Raw genomic sequence first — 22,778 nt, 5'->3', positions numbered from 1 at the left:
GAACAGTAAACAGTGAACAGTAAACAGTGAACAGTAAACAGTGAACAGTAAACAGTGAACAGTAAACAGTGAACAGTAAACAGTGAACAGTGAACAGTGAACAGTAAACAGTGAACAGTAAACAGTGATCGATAACTGATAACTGACAACTGGTAACTGATAACTGATAACTGATAACTGACAACTGATAACTGACAACTGGTAACTGATAACTGATAACTGACAACTGATAACTGACAACTGGTAACTGATAACTGATAACTGATAACTGACAACTGACAACTGGTAACTGATAATTGATAACTGATAACTGATAACTGGTAACTGATAACTGGTAACTGATAACTGGTAACTGATAACTGATAACTGGTAACTGATAACTGATAACTGATGACTTCCCCTAACCAATGACTAATGACAACACTCAAGCACCTGACATCCAGCCAACTCATCTAATCAGTAGTCGGCTTAAATCCTTTTCTAAAGCCGCCAGTCTTATAGTTATCGGTATAGGTTGTCTGGTGCTTTTGGGTTGGATGTTTAACCTCTCCCTGTTAAATCGCATCGTACCGGAATGGGGAACCATGAAAGCTAATACAGCGATTGGCTTTATTGTCAGTGGTATCTCCCTCTATCTGTGGCTTATGGGTAACTGGGAAAGTAAACAAAGTTCATCCTACCGATTATCTTTGATCGGATCACAGGTACTAGCGGTTTTCGTAATCGTGCTGGGTTTGCTGACCTTTTTTGAATATAGTTTTAATCTAGACTTTGGCATTGACCAACTTTTATTTCATCAGCGCCTTGATGCTGTAGACGCCGCCGCCGGGAGTCGGATGGCGCCCAATACGGCGTCTAACTTTCTGCTGTTGGGTTCGGCTTTGCTGCTGTTGGGGAGAAGAGCTTACTGTTCGAGCCAGTTTTTTACTTTCCTGGTTTTCTTGGTGGCGTTTCTGGGGCTAATGGGTCACCTCTACCAAATCCCACTTTTCTATCGTATTGGCTCCTATACGGGTATGGCAATTCATACTGCCATCAGCTTTATAGTAATGGCAATCGGGATTTTGAGTGCTGGGGCAAACTGGGGCGCGATGAAAGTGGTGATTAGCGATCGCGCCGGGGGTATAATGGCACGAAGTCTCCTACCCCTGGTGATTAGCATTCCCCCAGTTTTGGGCTGGCTGGTATTGTGGGGCTTTCGCGCCGATATCTATCCGCCTACTGTTGGATTTGCCTTTCGCAGTGTCTTAACCATGGTCATTTTTGGTGGATTTATTTGGTGCAATGCCAAACGACTCAACGCCCTTGATGCCCAGCGACAACGGTTTCAACAGGCACTGTTAGAGAGTGAACAGAAATTTCATGCTATTTTTGACCAGACGTTTCAGTTTATTGGCTTACTCAAACCTGATGGTATCCTAATTCAAGCCAATCAGACGGCATTGGATTTTGGCGGAGTGCGGCGAGACGAGGTGATTGGCAAACCCTTTTGGCAAGCCCGGTGGTGGACGATTTCACCACAAACCCAAGCCCAATTAAAAGACGCGATCGCAAAAGCTGCTCAAGGTGAGTTTATCCGCTATAAAGTCGATGTGCAAGGGGTAGGGGATACCATTGTCACGATTGACTTTTCCCTCAAACCCGTGACGGATAGCCTGGGAAAGGTGGTGTTGCTGATTCCAGAAGGGCGAGATATCACCGAACTTAAACAAATCGAAGAAAAACTCCGGGAGAGTGAAGAACGCTTCAGACGTGCCTTTGATGATGCCGCAACCGGTGAAGCACTGGTTTCGCCCGATGGTCATTTTCTCCGCGTCAATCACGCTTTATGTGAATTGCTGGGGTATCAAGAATCCGAATTACTGGCGACAACCTTTCAGGACATTACCCATCCCGATGACTTGGACGCTGATATACAGTACACGCATCAGATGTTAGCGGGTGAGATTCAAACTTACGCAATGGAGAAGCGGTATTTTCATCAGCAAGGACATCTCATCTGGGTGCTGTTAAGTGTTTCTCTGGTGCGGGATACTCAGGAAAAACCGTTGTATTTTGTGGGACAAATTCAAGATATTACTCAGATAAAGCAAACCCAAAATCAGATGAAAACTCTGGTAACTGAACTTGAACGAAGTAATCGGGAATTAGAAGACTTTGCTTCTGTCGTTTCCCACGATTTGCTTTCCCCTCTGCATAAAATGCAAATGCTTAATGACTTGCTCACAGAAGAATATAGTCAGGTTCTCGATGAACAAGGGCAGGAGTACCTGGAACGGATGCGCCAGGTCAAGAATCGGATGCAAACCTTTATCAATGAATTATTGATGTTATCGCGGCTCACAACTCAAGATCAACCTTTGGTTTCGGTAAATTTGAATACAGTTGTCCAAGAGGTGTTATCCGATTTGGATGTTCAACTCAAGGAAACCCATGGAATTGTTGATGTCGAAGAGTTGCCCACTGTAGAGGCTGACCCCCTGCAAATGCATCAACTCATGCAGAATCTGCTGAGTAATGCGCTGAAGTTTCATCACCCTGAAACAGCGCCTATTGTCAAGGTTTATTCCCAGGAGAATGGACTCGGTGATCAGTATCAAATTGTGATCAACGATAACGGGATTGGCTTTAAGCCAGAGTATAATGAGCAAATCTTTGAGGCATTTCAACGCTTACACAGCCGCCGTCACTACGAGGGTACAGGCTTGGGGTTGACGATTTGCCGCAAAATTGTTCAACGTCACGGGGGAACGATTACCGCCTCTAGTGTTCCTGGTGAAGGGGCAACATTTATGTTTACGATTACAAAGAAGCGAAGGTGAATGGCTCGATTATACCCAATGGATAGGCTCGGTAATTATATCATCTCTTATCATTAGATAAGTTAATATCTGAAACACCACTCATGCTGGATCACCGTTGTCGAGTTTTACTGGTCGAAGATAACCCCGATGACATAGACAAACTACAAAAACTGATCACCACTGCCAAATCTCCCTCATTTAGCAGAGGATTTGAACTGCTTTGTGCTGAGACACTAGATCAGGGACGAGATTATTTGGCTCAAGGAGGTATCGATGTCGTGTTATTAGATTTAATGTTACCCGATAGTCGGGGGATGGAGACACTCCGGCAAATGCAGCAAACAGCATTCGATGTACCAATCATCGTCCAAAGTGTTCTCGAAGATGAGAGAGTTGCGGTTAAAGCCTTAGAATTGGGAGCTTGTGGGTATTTGCCCAAGGCGAAGCTGGATACCAGTTTACTCGTCTACGCGATTCGCGCCGCCCTTGAGCGACGATATCACCTGGCTGCACTCGAACAACATCAGCAACAGCAAGAGCTCAAAGATCTAGAAAAGTTAATCACTGGTGAGATAAACTCGACCCAAAAATCGTCCAGTGTAGAACCCCTGCACCAAAGAATGCCCGATGTGTTTGAGGAACTGATGCAACACTATGGTGATTTAATGGAGTGGGCATTAGAAGAACGTATTTATAAAGTCGAGCATCAGCTGTCTATGCATCTAAATACCTTTGCCGAACAGTTAGGTTTACTCCAAGCCTCCCCCCGTGATCTCATAGAGTTACATACAAAAACCTTAAAACAGAAAAATCAAGCCGTGAATCGACGTAAGGCACAAGCATATACCACAGAAGGGCGCTTTTTACTATTGGAAGTCATGGGTAATTTAGCGGCTTACTACCGAAGATATTTTATTGGATTGAGTAAAATTAATTTAGGAAAAGATGCTAAGAAATTCAGTCCTTGATCACAAAAAATATGGCAAAGTCCGTGAGCATCCTAGCATGTGTAAACGATATCGGCTCAAACTTTATGTTACTGGAGACACCCCGCGATCGCACATTGCGATCGCCAACTTGTATCGACTCTGTGAGCAGGAACTACCGAGTCAGTATAAAATAACGGTTATTGATGTTCTCCAATCTCCCCAGCTCGCAGAAGCGGAACATATTTTAGTTACCCCGACATTAATTAAAGAATTTCCCAATCCTGTCCAGCGAATCGTGGGAGATTTGTCAGACACTAAAACTGTTTTATGGGGATTGAGTATCGGTGTCAAGCCGCAAAAACCTTGAGCCATGGCACTTAAGCTGCTATTCTATATGTTTCCAATTCACACCAAGAAGCAAAGGAATGAGCCAACAGCCACAGTCCAATTTTATTTTTATTGACAAAGTTAAAACAGGTATTTCTGGCTTTGATCTATTAGCTGAAGGAGGACTCCCCAAAGGTCGAACTACCTTAGTTGCAGGTACAGCAGGCAGTGCGAAAACCATTTTTGCCTGTCAATTTCTCGTCGAAGGAATCAAAGAGGGAGAAAATGGCGTCTTTGTCACATTTGAAGAATCGCCTCAAGCCATTCGCCGAAATATGCAAGGTTTTGGTTGGGATATCGAAAAATGGGAAGCTGAAGAAAAATGGGCATTTGTTGATGCTTCTCCCAAAACGGGAAATAGACCCTTAGTCAGTGGTGAATATGATCTCGGTCCCTTGCTAGCTCGCCTGGAATATGCAATAGAAAAAGTCAAGGCGCAACGGGTATCCATGGATTCCTTGGGAGCGGTTTTCTCTTATGTGCCAGACGTAAGTCAAGTACGCGGCGACTTATTTGATATAGCCTGGGCGTTGCGGGAACGGGAAATTACCTCAGTATTGACCTCAGAACGTACTCAGGAATACGGAGACATCAGCCGCTATGGTGTAGAAGAGTTTGTCGCCGATAATGTGGTAATCCTGCGGAATGTATTGCTTGAAGAGAAGCGTCGCCGCACGATTGAAATTCTTAAATACCGAGGGACTCCCCATCAACATGGTGAATTTCCCTTTACTATCTTGCCGGAGCAAGGCATTGTTGTCATTCCCTTCACAGCGACTAAATTAGAGCGAAAATCGTCCAAAGAGCGAGTCACATCGGGTAATGCTGAGTTAGATTCTATGTGTGGGGGAGGGTTTTTCCGCGATTCTATTATTCTGGTATCGGGAGCGACGGGTACAGGCAAAACGTTAACAGCAACAGAGTTTTTAGCCGGAGGTGTCAACAATGGAGAAAGGTGTTTACTCTTTGCCTTTGAGGAAAGCCGGGATCAGCTTTTTAGAAATGCTGCCGGTTGGGGCGTTGATTTCGAGAAGATGGAACGAGAGAGAAACCTGAAGGTTGTCTGTCGCTATCCGGAAGAAACCGGACTAGAAAATCATTTAGTGACTATGAAACAAATAATCGAGGACTTTCAGCCGCAACGAATCGCGATTGATAGTATTTCGGCATTGGGGCAGGTTACTACCTTCAAAGGGTTTCGAGAATTTATTCTGGGACTTAATTCTATTATTAAAAAACTCCGAATCACCGGACTTTTTACGGCTAATACATCACCGCTCATGGGCAGTGTTTCGGTCACCGAAGCCCAAATTTCTACCAATACTGACGTGATTATTTTGTTGCGATATGTGGAGGTTCAGGGGGAAGTCCATCGGGTATTAACGGTGCTAAAAATGCGCGGTTCAAGACATCATAAGGAAATTCGGGAGTTTTTAATTGATGATGATGGAATGCACATTGGCAGATCCTTCCGCAACGTTACAGGTATTCTCTCTGGTAATCCAAGTTATGTGAATCAGAGTGAACTTGACCGCCTCAGTGGTTTGTTTGAGGATTGTTAAGTAGAGACGTAGTAAGCTACGTCTGGGGAGCATGTAGAGACGCGCTTTTGAAGCGTCTGGGAGCGGGGGAAGAGGATTACCAATGAACAATGAACAATGAACACCATCAACACATAAAAAATGACAAATGACTTAAACCTTTTAATTCTACAAGAGTCTGCTCTGGAAACAGAGCAGATACTGTCGCTGTTATCTGAAACTGGGTTGACGGTAACGTGGCAGCGCGTCAGTACAAAAGCGGAGTATTTAGATCACCTGAATCCGACCGTTGACCTAATTTTAATTGGCTATCCCTTAGCCGAGTTTGATGGTATTGAAGCACTGTCCTATTTACAAGAACAGAGTCTCAATATTCCTGTGATTATCATTAGCCACAGTAGCTGTGTGTCTATTGCCGTAGATTGTATGAAAGCTGGCGCAACGGACTATCTGCTCTACGACCAACTGGCACAGCTTCCTCAAGTTGTGAAGCAGGTATTAATTTCAAAGGAGAGTGAACGCCCCGGAAACATACAGGATAAGGTTTACTCTTTTGACCTAAAGCAACAGTTGCAGGTACAAACCGCAGAAGTGGCGAGACTCTCAGAACAATCTCAACAGAACCATAAGGAGAAAGAAAAGGTAGAAGCAGCACTCCTCAAAAGTGAGGCACAATTTCAGGTTTTAATCAGCAGGAATCCAGATGGGATTATGGTGATAGACACAGATGGTATTGTACGATTTATCAACCCAGCTGCACTGTCACTCTTTAGTCGTGAGGAAGACGAACTATTGGGTCAAGTCTTGGGTTTTCCGGTGGTGGGCGAAGATAACACAGAAGTGGATGTGCGGACGGGTACTGGGGAAAATAGAGTGGCTCAGATGCGAGTGGTAGAAACTGAGTGGCAAGGAGAGATGGGTTACCTGGTTTCCCTGAGAGACATTACTCAACACAAGCGAGTGCAAGAAGAGAGGATTCAACTCTTAGAAAAAGCCGAAGCTGCTAACCGAATCAAGGATGAGTTTTTGGCGATTGTGTCTCACGAGTTGCGTACTCCACTCAATCCCATTCTGGGCTGGTCAAAACTGCTGCGGAGTCGAAAACTTAGTCCGACTAAAGTAGATCAAGCCTTAGAAACGATTGAACGGAATGCTTCCTTGCAAGCCCAACTGATTGATGATTTACTGGATGTTTCTCGGATTTTACGCGGCAAGTTGAATCTTAATGTCTGTCGTGTAGACTTGGTTCGGGTGATTAAAGCTGCCATTGAAACGATGGGTTTAGCCGCCGCCGCCAAGTCGATTGAAATTGAAACCCAGTTGGAATCAAGGGTGGGATTTGTGTCTGGTGATCCCAACCGCCTCCAGCAAGTGGTTTGGAATCTGCTATCAAATGCGGTAAAGTTTACTCCCTCGGGTGGACGAATCACCGTGCGCTTAGAAAAGATTGATTCACAGGCGCAAATCCAAGTCAGTGATACCGGTCAGGGGATCAATCCGGAATTTTTTCCACACATATTTGATTACTTCCGTCAAGAGAATAGTACAACGACGCGGAATGTTGGTGGATTGGGATTGGGGTTGGCAATTGTCCGCCACTTGATCGAACTCCACGGAGGTAGGATTGCGGCTGAAAGTGAGGGAATTGGACAGGGAGCAACGTTTACGGTGAGGTTACCTCTGATGTCGGATTCGCAAACCAAGACTCAGAATTCCGCGCCAGAGGATGAGAGTTTGGATTTAACCGATGTGACGGTACTCGTGGTTGAGGATGAGGTGGATACGCTCGAGTTGCTCACCATTATCTTGGAAGCCTACGGTGCAAGGGTTGAGGGGTTCACTTCCGCCAATGAAGCGCTTGCTGTATTGTCTCAAGGGCAACCTGATGTGCTAATCAGTGATATTGGGATGCCAGAAATGGATGGCTATGAGTTCATTCGTCAGGTGAGAAAACTACCACGCGATCGCGGCGGGCAAATTCCGGCGATCGCACTGACGGCTTATGCGGGAGAAACTGATCAGGAAAAGGCACTAGCAGCGGGCTTTGATCTTCATATCTCTAAGCCTGTTGAACCCGATCAGATTATCGAGGCGATCGCGAATCTAGTGACGCTTTGAGGTTTGAATGGCGTTAATTACATATCATGGGGAAATTCTATAGCGCAGCGGTGACAACGTTCGAGATAACTGCCAGCAGGGCGATCGCCGGCATGATAGTCCACACATTCTTGAAATAAAGGCGCCGCTTCTGAACAGGAACCAAAATGATATAACAAAACTGCCCTTTCAAACGTATCTTTCGTAGCATTTTTTGCCTCTCGTAATTCCGGTGAATCGGCAGAAAACACTTCAAATAAACCAACCGCTTTAGCTTTGCCTTTGGCTTTCACTTGTTCGATAAATCGAAAATCGTATTCTAAGGGATTATTTAAACGTGCTAAAGTTTGATGGGTGATTAACAACGAAACCCCATATCGTTTGGTTAACCCTTCTATGCGCGAGGAGAGGTTCACCGCATCCCCAATCGCTGTCCCATCCATGCGCCCAAATCCGCCAACTGTACCTAACATTAACAATCCTGTATGCAAACCGATACCAATCCGTAGGGGTTTCAGATTCTTGTCCTGTCGCGTTTTATTGTATCTTTTCAATTCTTGTAACATGGCGAGCGCTCCTTTAACCGCATCATCGGCAGAATTGGGAAAGAGTGCCATAATCGCATCGCCGATATATTTATCGATGAATCCGCCATGGCTTTGAATTTGCGGTTCCATATAACCCAGATACTCATTAATAAAGGCAAAGTTTTCGGCTGGGTTCATCTGTTCGGAAATCGTTGTAAAATCGCGGATATCAGCGAATAAAACGGTCATTTCCCGTTCGACTTGATCACCGAGTTCCACATCAACAATGCTTTCTTTGTCTAAAAAGCTGAGAAACTGAGCCGGAATGAACCGCTCATACGCCGCGTTTAAGGTGGTGATATTGTCATAGAGTTTGGCATTTTCTAAAGAAATGGCGGCTTGGGTGGCGAGGGTTCGCAACAATGCCATACGCTGTTCAGTAAAGGCTCCCGTGGTTAGGTTATTTTCTAGATAGATAATCCCTTGGAGTCTCCCTTGATTGATTAAGGGGGTGCAGGCGATAGATAGACACTGATACTTTTGAATATAGGGATCGTTGGTAAAGTTATCTTCACGAGTTGCATCGTTTAAAACAACAGTTTTACAAGTGCGGGCGACATAATGGACAATTTTTGAGGATAGCCGTTCAAACTGATCCAAAGGAAGCGATTGCAGTACGGGAATTTCCTGGGAGTCAGCTTCCTTTGTGGCTTCGACACATAACCCATTACTGCTGGGTAAAATTAAGATACCGCGTTGCGCTCCGGCATTTTCGACGAGAATATTCATTAAAGTTGCCAGCAATTTATCTAAAACTATTTCGCTGGAAATGGCATTGCTTGATTTGATCGTTGTGGCTAAATCTAAAATTTTCGTATCCGTTGAGTCGTTTGTCGTGTAACCCTGAAAGGTTGCCAAAATAGAGGGAAAAACCGTTAGCGATCGCAAAAACTGTGGATAGGTGGCTTCTAACTCCTTGACTTTCCGTTTAGCCCCCCAAATTTTATACCCATAATGGGCATTTTTTAGATAGATTTTGGCAAATTCTGTTTTGCCTTTCGCCAGCCAAAATTTAGCCGCTAGTTCGTTGGCTAAGGCTTCATTTTGAATAAATTTGTTTGTCCGCGCAGAATCAATAGCGCGATCATACAACTCCATGGCTTCTAAATGATCTCCCGAAATCCGCGCCATTTCTGCGGCGATCAACAGATATTTATGCAGAAAGTTTTCTGGGCAATTATCTGCCCAAATTTTCAGTTGCTTTTGATTACTTTCTAACTGCTGCCAATAGTGCTTTTGGGTTCCCTCGGTTACCTGTGGATAAAGAGATGCCAGAATTAATGAATGGTGAAAATTATGTTCCGAGACTTGGAAATGACCTAAAACAAAATCTATAGAGTTGCCAGCCTCTAAAATTGCCGCTAAAGCCATCTCAAATTCATCATATAAATACAAAATTTGGGCTTTAAAAATATTAAACGTACAAAGCCAAGCAAAACTGTTATGGGTTCGACAGGTTTCCAGATAATCAAAGTCATTAAAATCCTCGTTATAAAACTCTAATTTACTCTCAGTCATTCCCATTAAATTCAATAAAGCCAGTTGAAATCCCACCATTCCATCAATTGCCCATTGATTTTTTGTCTTTTGCAAAAACTGTAAATAATTGGGCAAGATTTCGCTAATTTCTTTAAGGTTAACTCCTTGATAAAATAAGTAACGTAACTGATGTTCCAGAGCATATCCAGAATGGCGTAATTCTCCCGATGACAAACCCGCATGATAGGAATCATCGAAAATCTGTCGCGCAAACTTGATCGGTTTTACCCAATGATTCAAATGACCCGCGAAAATCAAACAAGCCCCACATTTTTGGAGCTGACTGTTGAAGCGCTCACTCAACCTTACCGCCACACAACCAAACTCATACCCTGCTTGATAATCCCCTAAAATAGAACCCAATATAATTCCGTAAGTCACGTACCCCTTTGCCGATTCGGGAATATTGCCATAAGTTAAGAAAAGATTCGCCATCTTGACAACAATGACAGCGTAGAGTTCCTGATTAAAAAAGTAAGCGGGGGGATCAATATTTTCCAACAGTTCCCCAACCATTTTTTGCTCAGGAATCGCTATTTCAGGTTCAGATAACAATGAGGCAATTGGGCGGTTGCCTAAGTTTTGTTTCGCGAGTTCAATTTCTACAGCAAGAGCCGTTTTTAGGTCGGTTTTCGGTAAATCAACCCCAAACAACGCTAGAGCTTTTCGTCCCGTTTCAATCGCATCTGAGTAGTTAGCCATCAGCGTGTATTGAAGAATCAGCAGTTTATAAATTTCGGCTTTATCCAGTGCTGATTTAACCTGTTGTAAGGTAGAGTTAATCAGTGCTTCTGACGCATCAAAATTACCGTTTAAATATTCAACAAAAATTCGTTCTTTATACAAGTCCAAAACCAAGTCATAGTGAGTTGACCATGCCTCATTAGTCAACCCCTCCATCCCGAAAACTAAATAGTCTCTAGCCGCCTCATAAGCGTTGGCATCTTTGGCTTGTTTCCCTGCCAGTAGGTTTAACTGGACTAACTCCAACCGTTCTAATTCATCGGTGATCAGCGATCGACTCGCATTCAAGCGATCGACGATTTCAAAAATTCTTTCTGTTCGTTCTTGGCTATCGAGATTCGCCAACAACAGGCGACCTATTTTTAAGTTAAATTCTTTTCGTTGCTGAACACTTATCAACGAATAGGCAGCTTGTTGAATACGATCATGTCCGAATTTATAGGACTGAATTATCAGATTTTCATCGGCTTCGGATAACGGAAAAATAAAGCCGCGTTCCCAGGCAACTTTTAATAAATTAAATATTTCTTGAGCAGATTTTTGCTCAACCCAGGTCAGAAGTTTTAAGTTAAATTCTGCTCCACAACAAGCCGCTAGGGATAAAAGATTTCGGCTAATGGGTGGTAATTTTTGTAGTTTACTCACCATCAATTCCACGACATTATCCGTAAATCCCCTTCGTTCAATCGCTGCCAGATCCCATTGCCAACGTCTCTGTTCACGATTAAATTGCAGCAATTCTTCACTAGACAAGGCTTGTAAAAATTCATTGATAAAGAAAGGATTACCGCCCGTCTTTTGCCAAACTAAACGGGCTAAATCGCGAACCGTTTCCGCCTCCTGCTGGAGGGTATCGCTGATTAAACAGGTAATTTGGTTTAGGGATAAAGGGGTTAACGTAATTTGCGTAATCTCGTCACCTTTGTTTTGCTGAAGTTTTTGCAGGGAAATTGCCAACGGATGACTAACCGAGACTTCATTATCGCGATAGGCTCCTAAGAGCAAAAGAGATTGGGTTTCACCGTCAAGCAAAATCCGTTCCATGAGTTTCAATGTCGCTAAATCCGCCCATTGCAAGTCATCGAGGAAAATTACCAAAGGATGCTCGACACTGCAAAAGGTGCGGATAAAATTCTCAAAAACCAGGTTAAAGCGATTTTGCGCTTCGTTGGCGCCTAATAGGGGAACAGCAGGTTGTTTACCGATAATCAGTTCAACTTCGGGAATAACATCAATAATAATTTGTCCGTTAGTTGCCAACGCCTGCAATAGTTTGTCTCGCCAGATTTGTAATTTAAACTCGGTTTCTCCTAATAATTGTTCAATCAATCCGCGAAAAGCGGCAACGATGGCAGAATAGGGAATATTGTGTTGAAATTGGTCGAATTTACCCGAAATAAAATAGCCCCGACGTGCTGTAATTGGTTTGTAAAGTTCTTGGACGAGAGAGGATTTGCCAATACCGGAATACCCTGCCACTAACATCAGTTCAACCTTTCCTGTCTCGGCAACTCGTTCATAAGCAGCAAGTAACGTGGCGATTTCTGTGTCTCGTCCGTAGAGTTTTTGGGGAATTTGAAAGCGATCCGAACTATCCTGTTGACCGAGAGGAAAGGGAACAATTGTCCCTGTTTCGGTTAATTGTTTGAGACAGGTTTCTAAATCAGCTTTTAATCCATAAGTACTTTGATAGCGATCCTCAGCATTCTTCGCCATCAATTTCATTACAATCTCAAAAATGAATGTCGGGTGTGGGGTGGTGGGGATGGGGGGATTTTGGGCAATATGACAATGGACTAATTCCAAGGGATCAATATTTTCAAAGGGTAACTTGGCTGTCAGCATTTCATAGAAGGTTACTCCCAAGGAATAAAAATCTGTGCGATAATCTAAGCCTCGATTCATTCTCCCTGTTTGTTCTGGGGAAATATAAGCCAGTGTCCCTTCTAAAACATGGGGATTTTTCAGGGTGGGATTTTCTCGACTCAGTTGGGTAGCAATGCCAAAGTCAATAATTTTGAGTTCTTTGGTGTCGGGATTAAAAACAATATTGGCAGGATTAATATCTTTGTGAATAATATGTTGAGCGTGAATTTGTCCTAAACTATCGACAATGGAAATTGCCAGGACTAAAAATTCGCGTAGACAAAGGGGTTCACGCTGTTGCAGCCATTGTTTGAGGGAAATTCCGCCAAAATCCTCTAGAGCGATCGCGTAGCTTCGTCCCCATTCTTCGAGACTGTAGGCTTTGGCGATACCTGGAGACTCTAACTGGCAAGTGAGGTGATATTCTTGTTTGTAGCGTCGGATTTGCTCTGTCGTGGGATAGTCTCGGTTGAGAAATTTGAGGATGACGGGTTGGCGATCGCGAATTCGCCGAGCGTGATACACTTGCGAGTTCTCGCTGTCATGGATTTGCCTGAAATCTTCGTATCCAGCAAGAGAAACCATGAAATGTCCAACTAGAAGGGAAAAATCAATATTCTGGTTGTAACATATTTAATCTCTTTTCCCAGACGTTCTACCTTTACCGGAAAAGCGATGGGTGAAGGCTCCCACGCTCTTTAGCTGGGAGATGAAACCGAGCGAACCGTCTAGGTAGCGAATTTATTCGCCAGTCAAATAATTCGGATAACGTTCTACTATTGTGGTAATGTAAATACAAGTCGCGGGAGGGCATTCCGAGACTATAAACGGACGTGGAGAGGGTGTAAGACCTCATTTGGAGGCAACCTTCAGCGAAGCGTCAACCCCAATCAGCGACCACCCCTAAAAAGGTGGCGTGGTGAGGAATCCCCCGCGCTCTTTAGCCGGGGGAGGATGTCAAATTTCTACATACCCCAAGACGCTTCTTGCAGCGCATCTCTACTTATAGCAATCGCCATAGCGGTTAGGACGCATCATTTGGTTCCAGACGTTGCATGCAACGTCTCTACAACGGTTCGGAAATTCCTCATCAATGTGTCTACTGCTATACAGCAGATTTGGTGGTTGATGAGGTACACTCATCTAAGCAAGATCCCCGACTTCGTAGAAGTTGTCGGGGATCTGTTTGTGTAGAAAAACCAAAGTGATAGCACAAAACTGCCTGTTCAAAGGTATCTTTTGTTGCAATTTTTGCCTCTGGCAATTCAGGTGAATCGGCAGAAAACATTTCAAATAAAGAGTATCAATCTACCAAAACCATCTTAGGCGCAAGCACTAACTCACATTCTGATTCAATCACCTGAGTAATACCCAAAAATGTCCCATTTTCGTGATAAACTCGTCGGATATTGCCAGCAGAATCAGTCGAGACATCTTGATCGGTCATATCCTGTTGATCTAAACCGTGATCATTTCCTTGCTCATTACCCTCTCCCTTGTGATCTGTGCCTTCTGCCTTTTGGATAATACGTTGACCCTGACACCAACGACGAGCATCATCTGCTGATAACGTAACCTTCCCTAAATGTTCTAACGCAGCTTCTGCTGGAATAGGATTAAAGGTTCCTGCTTCTACCTGTTGTGCCAATTCGTCTAAGGTTAAACTCTGTTCTAAACTAAATCCACTGCTTTGGGTACGAATCAGAGAGGCTAAAGTGCCACCAGTCTTGAGAACCTCTCCCAAATCACGAGCAATGGAGCGAATATAGGTTCCTGCACCACAGGCGATCGCAACATCCAATTCCGCCAATTCCCCTGGACGCCAATCTAACACCTCAATCTGATACACTTCAACCTTTCGCGTCGGAATTTCCGCCGTTTTACCCGCTCTGGCTAAATCGTACAGCCGCTTCCCCTGAACCTGAATGGCGCTGTACATGGGGGGGACTTGCTCGATTTTTCCTTGAAACTGTTCCAGGAACGGCAAAACTGTCTCCTGGGTTAACCCAGATGCAGAAGCACTCGCCACCACGTCTCCTTCTAAATCATCGGTTGTTGTCTTCACTCCCAACCGAATCGTCGCCCGATATGCCTTATCTGAGGTCATATATTGTAACAAACGGGTGGCTCTACCCAGTGCGATCGGTAAAACACCCGTAGCCGCTGGATCTAAGGTTCCCCCATGTCCCACTCGTTTCAGGCGCAGCAGACGCCGCACTTTCGCCACGCAATCGTGAGAGGTAAATCCAGCCGATTTGTTTAAGTTCAGAAATCCTTGCATTCGTCAATATATCTGCCGCATTTTTGTCACAAAATATTGTGGTAATTTGGATTTCATTAGCAATCACAACAATTCTTTGGATGCTTCAATTGATTCAAAAATCTTTATCTTAAAACAACAGCAACATTCAAACAATACTGGCTGAGTGATTTCCTCCTTTGGGCAATGAAACTTGAAGTGGTACTGAACAATCAAAGACAATTTCATGTCAGTCACGCAGCTTCTTAGGTTCTATTTGAGGAAATGTCAACGTTCTCGATGAATGTTGCTGCTGTTATGGTTTTCGTTGCTATCTTCTGATGAGACAGATATTAGATGAGACAGGTTTTTTCTTCCTCCTAATTCTAGCGTTTGTAGACTAAGCTGTTTGATCTGTCACCAGAAGTTATGTAGCTTTATATTTAATTTAGCACGATTTCTGAGAGAGACAACCCCTTGATACAGTCTTTTATATTTGTTTAAAAACTACAAAAATCTGAAACATAAGTTTACGGAAGGGGAATTAAAAGCGGTGCTTGTGGTGAGGGCGAGGAGTTCCTCTGTTCATCCGTCTGTTCAGAGAGCTGATTTAGGGTTAAAGACTCCACTAAACTCAAAGGCATGGGGTCTTGGGTGAGGAATTGTGCATAAGCCGCATTGAGGTAAGGCTGGTATTCAGATTGACCCACAATATAGGCTTTAAAAAAGGCAACACTCAGCGCCTGCGTATAGGCTTGAGCAATTGCTGGATCAGGACCCATCACCTCTGGTGGTAATTCTACCGCCGTTGTCGAGACACCCAGGTTAGAGAAGTGAGTGCCTTTATTCTGCAATACTAAATACTTATTTGGCATGGTTAGCCAAGTAAAGGGTTGAATCTGTTCCGGGAGGGCGGGTGCTACGGTATCATTACTCCCGGAAATCAGCATCAGGGGGATTTGAATCTGAGCAAACTCAGATTCACCAAAGATAGCACTGCCCACGGGATTAATTGCGATCGCGGCTTGAATCCGTGGATCACGAAAGTCATAGTCCGCCACGGGTAATTCTAATGCCCGACATTGCAGCAACAGCGATACATTTAAGGAATCCTCTGAATTACGACAAACTTGCTGCAATCGCTCAAAATTAAATTCAGCACCCGCTAGCGCCAAAACGGTGTAACCCCCAAAGGATTGACCCAATATACCAACGTTATCCAGATTTAACTGTCTTTGATCGGACTGTTCCAGTTGATCGAGCAAAAAGGTAATATCCAAGGGACGGTCAATCAATTCTGACGGCGGCGTCACCTCACTGGCTAATCCTCGACTCAGCGCTTGTAATTGATCCGCATTACTGCCAGGATGTTCCGGTACCGCTACGGCAAAGCCATAAGACGCTAAGTGCTGCGCTAAATACTCAAACGTCATCCGATCAGAACCGAGTCCATGGGAAATTACAATTAGGGGAGTCAACCCAACCCTTGCCATATCAGCAGAGGGTAAATACAAATCCACTGGAAATCGGCGTCCTCGACTCGGATCACTCAACGTCAGAGTTTGTTTAGAATAGGCAACCGATCCCGGTTCCGCCAAGTCGGGTAATTCGGAAAAGTTGGGTAGCATTCGGGGAAACTCGGACTCTATCTGAGCTTGAATTTCCGCCATCGCCTCCTGATTCACCCCGACTATTGCCTGTTGCGTTTGCCGACTCAACCGAGACAGTTCTTCAATAATCTCAAAACTACGGGTAGAGTTAATCCTTATACCATAGGTGGGAAACTCCCGCAGTACATTTAATAACGTTAGCCCCTCCGGTTTAGCCGCCGCTTTGATTAATGCAGCGCGAATGGCATAGAATCCCTCTTGACCGGCTTTGGTTTGAATCACTTCCCCCAACCGTTCCAGAATTGCTTCTCCTTGAGGCGAATAGAGAAACTGTGCGATCGCGACTGGGCTCACATCGATAGGTGTGACTAAAACTTGCCGCAACCGTTCTAACTGTTGCGGTTCCACATAGTTAGCATAAAACGCCAATTCCGGCTCAATTTTCCCCTCGGTGGCGTAAACTTCTAGTGCCGCAATAGGCAGAGAAAATTCTAAAGGACCATAGGGAATATAGATTTTTGTCGCTCCCTGAACCGGACTAGACATGATCACAGGCGCAACAGATAATCCCAGATTCACTAAGGCAAGTCCTAATTTGAACAGGGGATTAGTGATTGGGGATTGGGGATTGGGGATTGGCACAGTTATATCATGTCCGTTTAAACTGAGATCTTGCTCCATTCTCAATAGGGCGGTTGAAACCGCAGCTACACAAATGAAACCCACCGACGCTTCGGCAAGCTTCGCTCCCCCCGGGTTCCCAAACTCTTAATCTTATGTTAATCTGCCCAGGCGGACTGGGTTTGGGGAGCCGGAAGCTCCTCCAATCATAATTCAAAATTGATATCTCTTGCTATTAAAATCATCCCATTGCCCCCACATCCAAAGCTTGTCGAACTTGCGGCAGCGCTTCATATAGAACAGAGCTGCTTTATCCTGATTATTTTCTCGACAAATTTCTTTAAATATTTTATATCCTTCGGCAAATCTTCGGCTATAAAAAAGATGAATCCCCAACTCAAAGTTACCTCGATGCTTAATTTTTAGATTAACCGTCGTCAGCGGCTCACCATCAAAGGCTTCAAAAACAGAGACGGCTTTTTTCCTTCCTTTGACAGGAACTTTCCCTAAAAATCGGTAATTATAGCTTAGGGGATTATCCAGACTCAGCAAAAACTTTTCACTAAAGATAATCGACGCCCCAAAAATCTTCGTCAATCCTTCCAAACGAGATGCCAGATTCACGGCATCAGAAATCACTGTTGCCTCCATCCGTTGTTCTTCGCCAATAGTACCTAGCATCAGACTACCACTATGGAGTCCCATGCCAACCGAAATCGGCAGGGTTCCCTTTTTTTCCTGCTTACCGTTATAGATGGCGATCTGTTTTTGCATCTCAATCGCGGCGTCCAATGCTTCTTCAGCTTTTTCCGGAAAGACTGCCATGACGGCATCACCAATGTACTTATCGACAAAACCATTGTGCTGGCGAATAGTGGGGACAACTTTCTTAAAATAATTATTAATGAAATCAAAATTTTCCTGGGGTGACATTTTCTCAGATAGGGTAGTAAATGACCGAATATCGGCAAACATAATTGTCATATCCCTTTGAACGCAATCCCCCAATTTAGCCTCACTGAGGTTGGTATATCCTAAAATCTGTAGCAATTTAGGCGGAATGAAGCGGTCGCAGGTTGCATTGATTTGGGTAAGTTTCAGATAAGGATTAATCCGGGCAATCATCTCATTGGGGTCAAGGGGCTTAGTCCAATAATCATTGATGCGGTAGCTCCAGATTTTTTGCCAGTCCGGTGGTTTTTCTTTATCGTCAACGAGAATAATTGGCAATTCATTGGCTGAGAAAAAACGGCGAATGCTTTGACAAAGGTCATAGCCATGTATTTCGGGCATTACTGCATCCACAATCAGCAAGTCAGGCTTAAAGCCTTTTTCGACTTCTGCCAAGGCTTGTCTACCACTATATGCCTGTTTTATGACGTAAGATTGAGAAGACAAGATCGAGTTAATCAGGGGCTGCCAATTGACAAGTTCATCGTCTACGATTAGAATTTTAAATGATTGGATTAAATCTGTGGATGATTTAAATTCGGCTGATATTTTTGGGAGGGTTTTTACTAGAGAGAGAGGGTTTTTCACAGACGCCGCCAATTGGGTTTGTTGATTGCCAGAAATGGGGAGCGTCAAAATAAAGCGTGAACCATGGTTACCGATTGATTCAACTCGGAGTTTACCGCCGTTGAGTTCTACCAAACGTCTGGTTAAGATCAATCCTAAAGCGGTACTGCTATACTGTTGGATTGTGGCACTATAAGCATTCTCCAGTAATTGATCTGCCGGAATGCTGATGCCGATATCCGCCACAGTCAGTTCTAATTGATCAGGAGTGATAGTTGCACAAATGTCGATCGCGCCTTTTTCGGTAAACTTAATCATGTCAATGATTAAGTTATACAAAATTTGCTGCAATTGATTGGCATCAGCATTGAATTGAGGGAAATCAATTGCAATGGAGTTACGTAATTGTAATTGTTTTGGGCGGATCAAGGGTTGACAAAGCTCCAACACCTCTTGAGCGATGGAGCGTAGATCAACTGACTGATAGAGACATTGAGGAGGATTTGGCTTTAAGGTGAGGGCATCGAAAAGGGTATCGGTAAAATTGGCAACACGCTTAACCTTTGCCATCAACGCAGAAGGGTTAGTATTTGGCTCCTGTGAAAGAAAATTAAGGTCTTCATCAGACAAATATTCAGCCATGTCTTGGAGGCGATCGCGAAATGTTGGCGTTTGGTTAAATGTCTGGTTGAGAACCTTGGGCTTGTCCCAAAAAGGGGTAGCATCATTATTGGTATTTAGGGCTTGGTTCGTGGCGAGTTTAGCCGCGACCATTGAGGGAGTGCGATCGCCTGATCGTTTCAGATTCGGGTTATCCTGAAACGGTAGCAATGCTGGAACTTCACCCAACAAAGGGTTTTCGGCATCATCTTGAACCTTGGCGAACGCCTTAGTCAATCCGAAGGCGATCGGGAGTGCCAAAATTAAACTCAGACTCACCAGGCTCAAAACCAGCCAGAGGAGTTTCTGGGTGGGATAAAATTCTTCAGTGAGATAGCCAGATGCCAGATAGAAAAAACCGAGATTGGTACTAATGATGGCAACGACACACAGAAGGATGACGGAGCGTTTCATAAGGTTTAGAGTTTGGGATGGTTAAATGCATCGATTTCATCAAGTCAATGCCAACTCACAGCTTCTATTGCTGATCTAGACGTAATATTGGCGATCGGTTCTCAACGCTTCCGAAAAAAACTGATATTTTACATCATCCGCCTCAAAATTCAACTGATCCGATAAAAATCTGCTAAATTTTTAGGACGGTGCTTCTTGCCAAAACCTGGGTAGCCGTAGGAGACTGACATCGGTAAAAATTGGTGCTGGGTTGGATTGCCCCAGCCAACGTGCTTTCTGGCAAGCGCCGATCCACTGAGTCATCGGAGAAGGAACATGACGGCATTAAAAGGACGAGACGTCTTAGGTTTAGCTGACCTGAGTGCGAGTGAAATTCACGAACTGTTGCATCTAGCTACCCAGTTGAAAACCGGGCAGGTTAACCTGCGATGCAATAAGGTGTTAGGGCTTTTGTTTTATAAGGCATCGACCCGAACCCGAGTCAGTTTTTCGGTGGCAATGTACCAACTGGGGGGTCAGGTGATTGACTTGAACCCCAATGTCACCCAGGTGGGTCGGGGAGAACCTGTGGTAGATACAGCCCGGGTCTTGGATCGGTATTTGGACATCCTGGCAATTCGCACCTTTGAGCAAAAAGAATTAGAAACCTTTGCTGAGTATGCTCAGATTCCCATTATTAATGCCCTGACTGACTTAGAACATCCTTGTCAGGTCTTGGCAGACTTGTTAACTATTCAAGAGTGCTTTGGGTCACTCGCGGGTGTAACGGTAGTGTACTTGGGAGATGGCAATAATGTGGCTCACTCACTCATGGTAGGATGCGCCCTCATGGGTATGAATATCAGAGTTGCCACACCATCAGCTTACCAACCGAATAGTTTAATTGTAGATCGAGCTAAACAACTGGCGGTATCGAGTGAAGTGACGATGACGGATGATCCTAAGGCAGCGGTTAAGGGCGCTAATGTGATTTATACCGATGTTTGGGCAAGTATGGGTCAGGAGGCGTCAGCCGATGCGCGAATTCCTGTATTTCTACCGTACCAGGTCAATGAACAACTCTTGAGTCTAGCGGCACAGGATGCGATCGTGTTGCACTGTTTGCCCGCCCACCGAGGCGAAGAGATTACCGCAGAGGTGATGGAAGGTTCGCGATCGCGTATTTGGGATCAAGCCGAAAACCGGATGCACGCCCAGAAAGCTTTACTCGCTAGTCTTTTAGGCGCTGATTGAGGGATCTCCAGGGATTCTAGGAGCAGAGGGAGCAATGTTCCAGACGTGCCATGGCACGTCTCTTAGTAAGCCGTAGGGGTTTGGTAACCAAACCCCTACGGTCGTCGAATGGGGGTCAAAACTATAAAAATTGCTTTTAACTGGACAAGGATAGGACATTAGTACTACTAATGTTTTATAGTAAATAGTATTCGTTTGTTATAGCTATGCATTTTGACCCTATTTACCTAGATATGCAAAGAAATTTGCATACCGCTTTTAGCCCGTCTCAGGGCAGATTGACTGCCATAAAGACGGGCTAGTCGAATGGTTGAGCCATCTGCACCCGCGACCTGTAACGTCAAAACAAGAGTGTAATTTGTAGGATTATGGAACCCCTCACCCAAGCCCAGAAAGAACTCTATGATTGGCTCGTTGATTATATTCAAACAGCCCGACATGCGCCCTCAATCCGGCAAATGATGCGAGCGATGAATCTGCGATCGCCCGCACCGATTCAGAGTCGGCTCGAACATCTACGCAATAAAGGGTACATTGACTGGACAGAAGGAAAAGCCCGGACAATTCGGATTCTGAGTAGTACGGTATCGGGAGTCCCTGTACTGGGTGCGATCGCGGCGGGGGGTATGGTTGAACCCTTTACCGATGGGATGGATCGGATTGATTTATCCGGTTTATTCACCCAACCCGGTAACTTTGCCCTCCGGGTTACAGGGGACAGCATGATTGAAGCCTTAATTCGAGAAGGGGATTTGGTGATTATGCAACCTGTTCCTGAACCCGAACAACTGAAAAATGGTCAGATTGTCGCCGCTAGAGTCGAAGGATACGGCACAACACTAAAACATTTTTATCGGGAAGAGGATATGATCACCCTGCAACCTGCTAATGCTAATTATCCACCCATAGAAGTAGAAACAGAAAAGGTAGAGGTACAAGGCGTCTTAGTCGGCGTATGGCGTAGTTTTGAATCAAATCCAACCTAATGTTTGACTGATTTGTTCCGCTAGTTTTAGAGGGCGAAAGGGTTTAGCAAAGACAGCAGCAACCTGTAAGTCAGCCACGCTTTCTCCCTCCAACTGTTGGGCTTTCGCGGTGACTAAAATGACGGGAATAGATTGGGTTAGGGGATTAGCCTTTAGCCGTTGCAGAGTTGTTCGCCCATCCATATCAGGCATCATCATATCGAGCAAGATCACATCAGGTTGGTGGTTGGCTGCTGTGTTCAGGGCTTCCTGACCCGAAGAGGCGGTGAGTACGTGCCAACCCGCCCCCATTTCTAGACCTAACTGGGTAATCGCCCGGACATCTTCCTCATCATCAACAATCAAAACAGATTTTGTCATTAGCATTAATCATTTGTCATTGGTCATTTGTCACAGACACCTTGCCTACTTTTCAGGTAGCTTTTCACGCTCTCAGCATTAGGGGTAAGGCTATGTAGAAACTACTTCCTTGACCTAAAACACTCTCAACCCAAATTTGCCCCTCATGCTGCTCAATAATATTCCGGCAAATCGTTAAACTGAAGTTCCCCCCATCCCGATTGATTCAAGAAGCCTAAACCCCGAATCGGTAAGCGTTTGAGCCAATTCGCCCCCTCAAATCGTACCCATGTATATTTAAGATTTTCTTAATAGTCTTGGCAGAGAATCTGTGAGACAATTGTAGTCATGTAATCAAACGTGTTCCGAACAGAAATTCTCCCCCAGCCGTATTACTTCGCGAGTCTTACCGCGAAGGAAAGAAAGTGCGGAAACGAACCCTAGCGAACCTGTCCAAATTGCCGGATGAAGCGGTAGACGGTTTAAAGATTCTCCTCAAAGGAGGTAAAGCCATTGAAGACATCGAGGAGGCGTTTAACATAGTCCGTTCTCGCCCTCACGGTCACGTCGCTGCCGTACTCGGAACAATAAAAAAAATCGGCTTAGACTCGATTATTAGCGGTGAAAACACACGTAACAGACGATTAGTGCTATCGATGATAGC

The 22,778-nt window shown here is 44.6% G+C and carries 15 protein-coding genes and 1 pseudogene; 8 read left to right on the top strand and 8 right to left on the bottom strand.

Annotation, left to right across the window (positions count from 1 at the left end):
* On the bottom strand, positions 1-428 hold a 428-nt coding region (locus ACLGGO_RS28965), incomplete at its 3' end, for a hypothetical protein (RefSeq protein ID WP_446421900.1).
* Here ACLGGO_RS28965 and ACLGGO_RS28960 point away from each other — a divergent pair.
* The 5 genes from ACLGGO_RS28960 to ACLGGO_RS28940 all read left to right on the top strand — a co-directional run bounded on the left by ACLGGO_RS28960 (position 408) and on the right by ACLGGO_RS28940 (position 7,779).
* The gene (locus tag ACLGGO_RS28960; protein ID WP_446421899.1) at positions 408-2,822 is read left to right on the top strand and encodes a sensor histidine kinase; all 2,415 of its coding nucleotides are present in this window, start codon (positions 408-410) and stop codon (positions 2,820-2,822) included. The two genes, ACLGGO_RS28965 and ACLGGO_RS28960, sit on opposite strands and share 21 nt — an antisense overlap.
* An 83-nt stretch (positions 2,823-2,905) precedes the next feature.
* A complete protein-coding gene (locus ACLGGO_RS28955) occupies positions 2,906-3,772 on the top strand; it encodes a response regulator transcription factor (protein ID WP_446335309.1) in 867 nt (288 codons plus the stop codon).
* 37 nt (positions 3,773-3,809) lie between these two features.
* The gene (locus tag ACLGGO_RS28950; RefSeq protein ID WP_446421898.1) at positions 3,810-4,100 is read left to right on the top strand and encodes a circadian clock KaiB family protein; all 291 of its coding nucleotides are present in this window, start codon (positions 3,810-3,812) and stop codon (positions 4,098-4,100) included.
* A 58-nt stretch (positions 4,101-4,158) separates the two neighbouring features.
* The gene (gene kaiC / locus ACLGGO_RS28945) at positions 4,159-5,682 is read left to right on the top strand and encodes a circadian clock protein KaiC (RefSeq protein ID WP_446421897.1); all 1,524 of its coding nucleotides are present in this window, start codon (positions 4,159-4,161) and stop codon (positions 5,680-5,682) included.
* Positions 5,683-5,802: 120 nt separating this feature from the next.
* A complete protein-coding gene (locus ACLGGO_RS28940) occupies positions 5,803-7,779 on the top strand; it encodes a response regulator (protein ID WP_446421896.1) in 1,977 nt (658 codons plus the stop codon).
* A 17-nt stretch (positions 7,780-7,796) separates the two neighbouring features.
* Here ACLGGO_RS28940 and ACLGGO_RS28935 read toward each other — a convergent pair whose 3' ends face one another.
* The 5 genes from ACLGGO_RS28935 to ACLGGO_RS28915 all read right to left on the bottom strand — a co-directional run bounded on the left by ACLGGO_RS28935 (position 7,797) and on the right by ACLGGO_RS28915 (position 19,859).
* Positions 7,797-13,079, bottom strand: a complete 5,283-nt coding sequence (locus tag ACLGGO_RS28935; protein ID WP_446421895.1) for an AAA family ATPase — start codon at positions 13,077-13,079, stop codon at positions 7,797-7,799.
* A gap of 718 nt (positions 13,080-13,797) precedes the next feature.
* Complete coding sequence (gene truB / locus ACLGGO_RS28930) at positions 13,798-14,775, bottom strand: tRNA pseudouridine(55) synthase TruB (protein WP_446421894.1); 978 nt, start codon at positions 14,773-14,775, stop codon at positions 13,798-13,800.
* A 488-nt stretch (positions 14,776-15,263) separates the two neighbouring features.
* Positions 15,264-17,024 carry an alpha/beta hydrolase gene (locus ACLGGO_RS28925; RefSeq protein WP_446421893.1) on the bottom strand — a complete coding sequence of 587 codons (1,761 nt, stop codon included), beginning with the start codon at positions 17,022-17,024 and terminating at the stop codon, positions 15,264-15,266.
* 153 nt (positions 17,025-17,177) lie between these two features.
* Entirely contained in the window at positions 17,178-19,556 is a 2,379-nt protein-coding gene (locus ACLGGO_RS28920; protein WP_446421892.1) for an adenylate/guanylate cyclase domain-containing protein, read from the bottom strand.
* 180 nt (positions 19,557-19,736) lie between these two features.
* The gene (locus ACLGGO_RS28915) at positions 19,737-19,859 is read right to left on the bottom strand and encodes a hypothetical protein (protein ID WP_446334573.1); all 123 of its coding nucleotides are present in this window, start codon (positions 19,857-19,859) and stop codon (positions 19,737-19,739) included.
* A 12-nt stretch (positions 19,860-19,871) separates the two neighbouring features.
* Here ACLGGO_RS28915 and argF point away from each other — a divergent pair, with 12 nt between their 5' ends.
* Together argF and lexA are read left to right on the top strand one after the other, a co-directional pair.
* Positions 19,872-20,789, top strand: a complete 918-nt coding sequence (gene argF / locus ACLGGO_RS28910; RefSeq protein WP_446421891.1) for an ornithine carbamoyltransferase — start codon at positions 19,872-19,874, stop codon at positions 20,787-20,789.
* 368 nt (positions 20,790-21,157) lie between these two features.
* Complete coding sequence (lexA, locus tag ACLGGO_RS28905) at positions 21,158-21,775, top strand: transcriptional repressor LexA (protein WP_446421890.1); 618 nt, start codon at positions 21,158-21,160, stop codon at positions 21,773-21,775.
* On the opposite strand, the gene ACLGGO_RS28900 is transcribed toward lexA, so the two are convergent.
* Positions 21,761-22,135 carry a response regulator gene (locus ACLGGO_RS28900; protein ID WP_446421902.1) on the bottom strand — a complete coding sequence of 125 codons (375 nt, stop codon included), beginning with the start codon at positions 22,133-22,135 and terminating at the stop codon, positions 21,761-21,763. The genes lexA and ACLGGO_RS28900 overlap by 15 nt on opposite strands.
* A gap of 64 nt (positions 22,136-22,199) precedes the next feature.
* Entirely contained in the window at positions 22,200-22,340 is a 141-nt protein-coding gene (locus ACLGGO_RS28895) for an ATP-binding protein (RefSeq protein ID WP_446421901.1), read from the bottom strand.
* A 127-nt stretch (positions 22,341-22,467) separates the two neighbouring features.
* Between ACLGGO_RS28895 and ACLGGO_RS28890 the strand changes: the two are divergent.
* A pseudogene (locus ACLGGO_RS28890) lies at positions 22,468-22,778 on the top strand (IS1634 family transposase); the annotation flags it as partial.

The organism is Coleofasciculus sp. (assembly GCF_046565525.1).
Classification (GTDB): Bacteria; Cyanobacteriota; Cyanobacteriia; order Cyanobacteriales; family Coleofasciculaceae; genus Coleofasciculus.
Note: the sequence above shows the minus strand (reverse complement) of the source record. Positions and strands in the feature narration are given on the sequence as shown.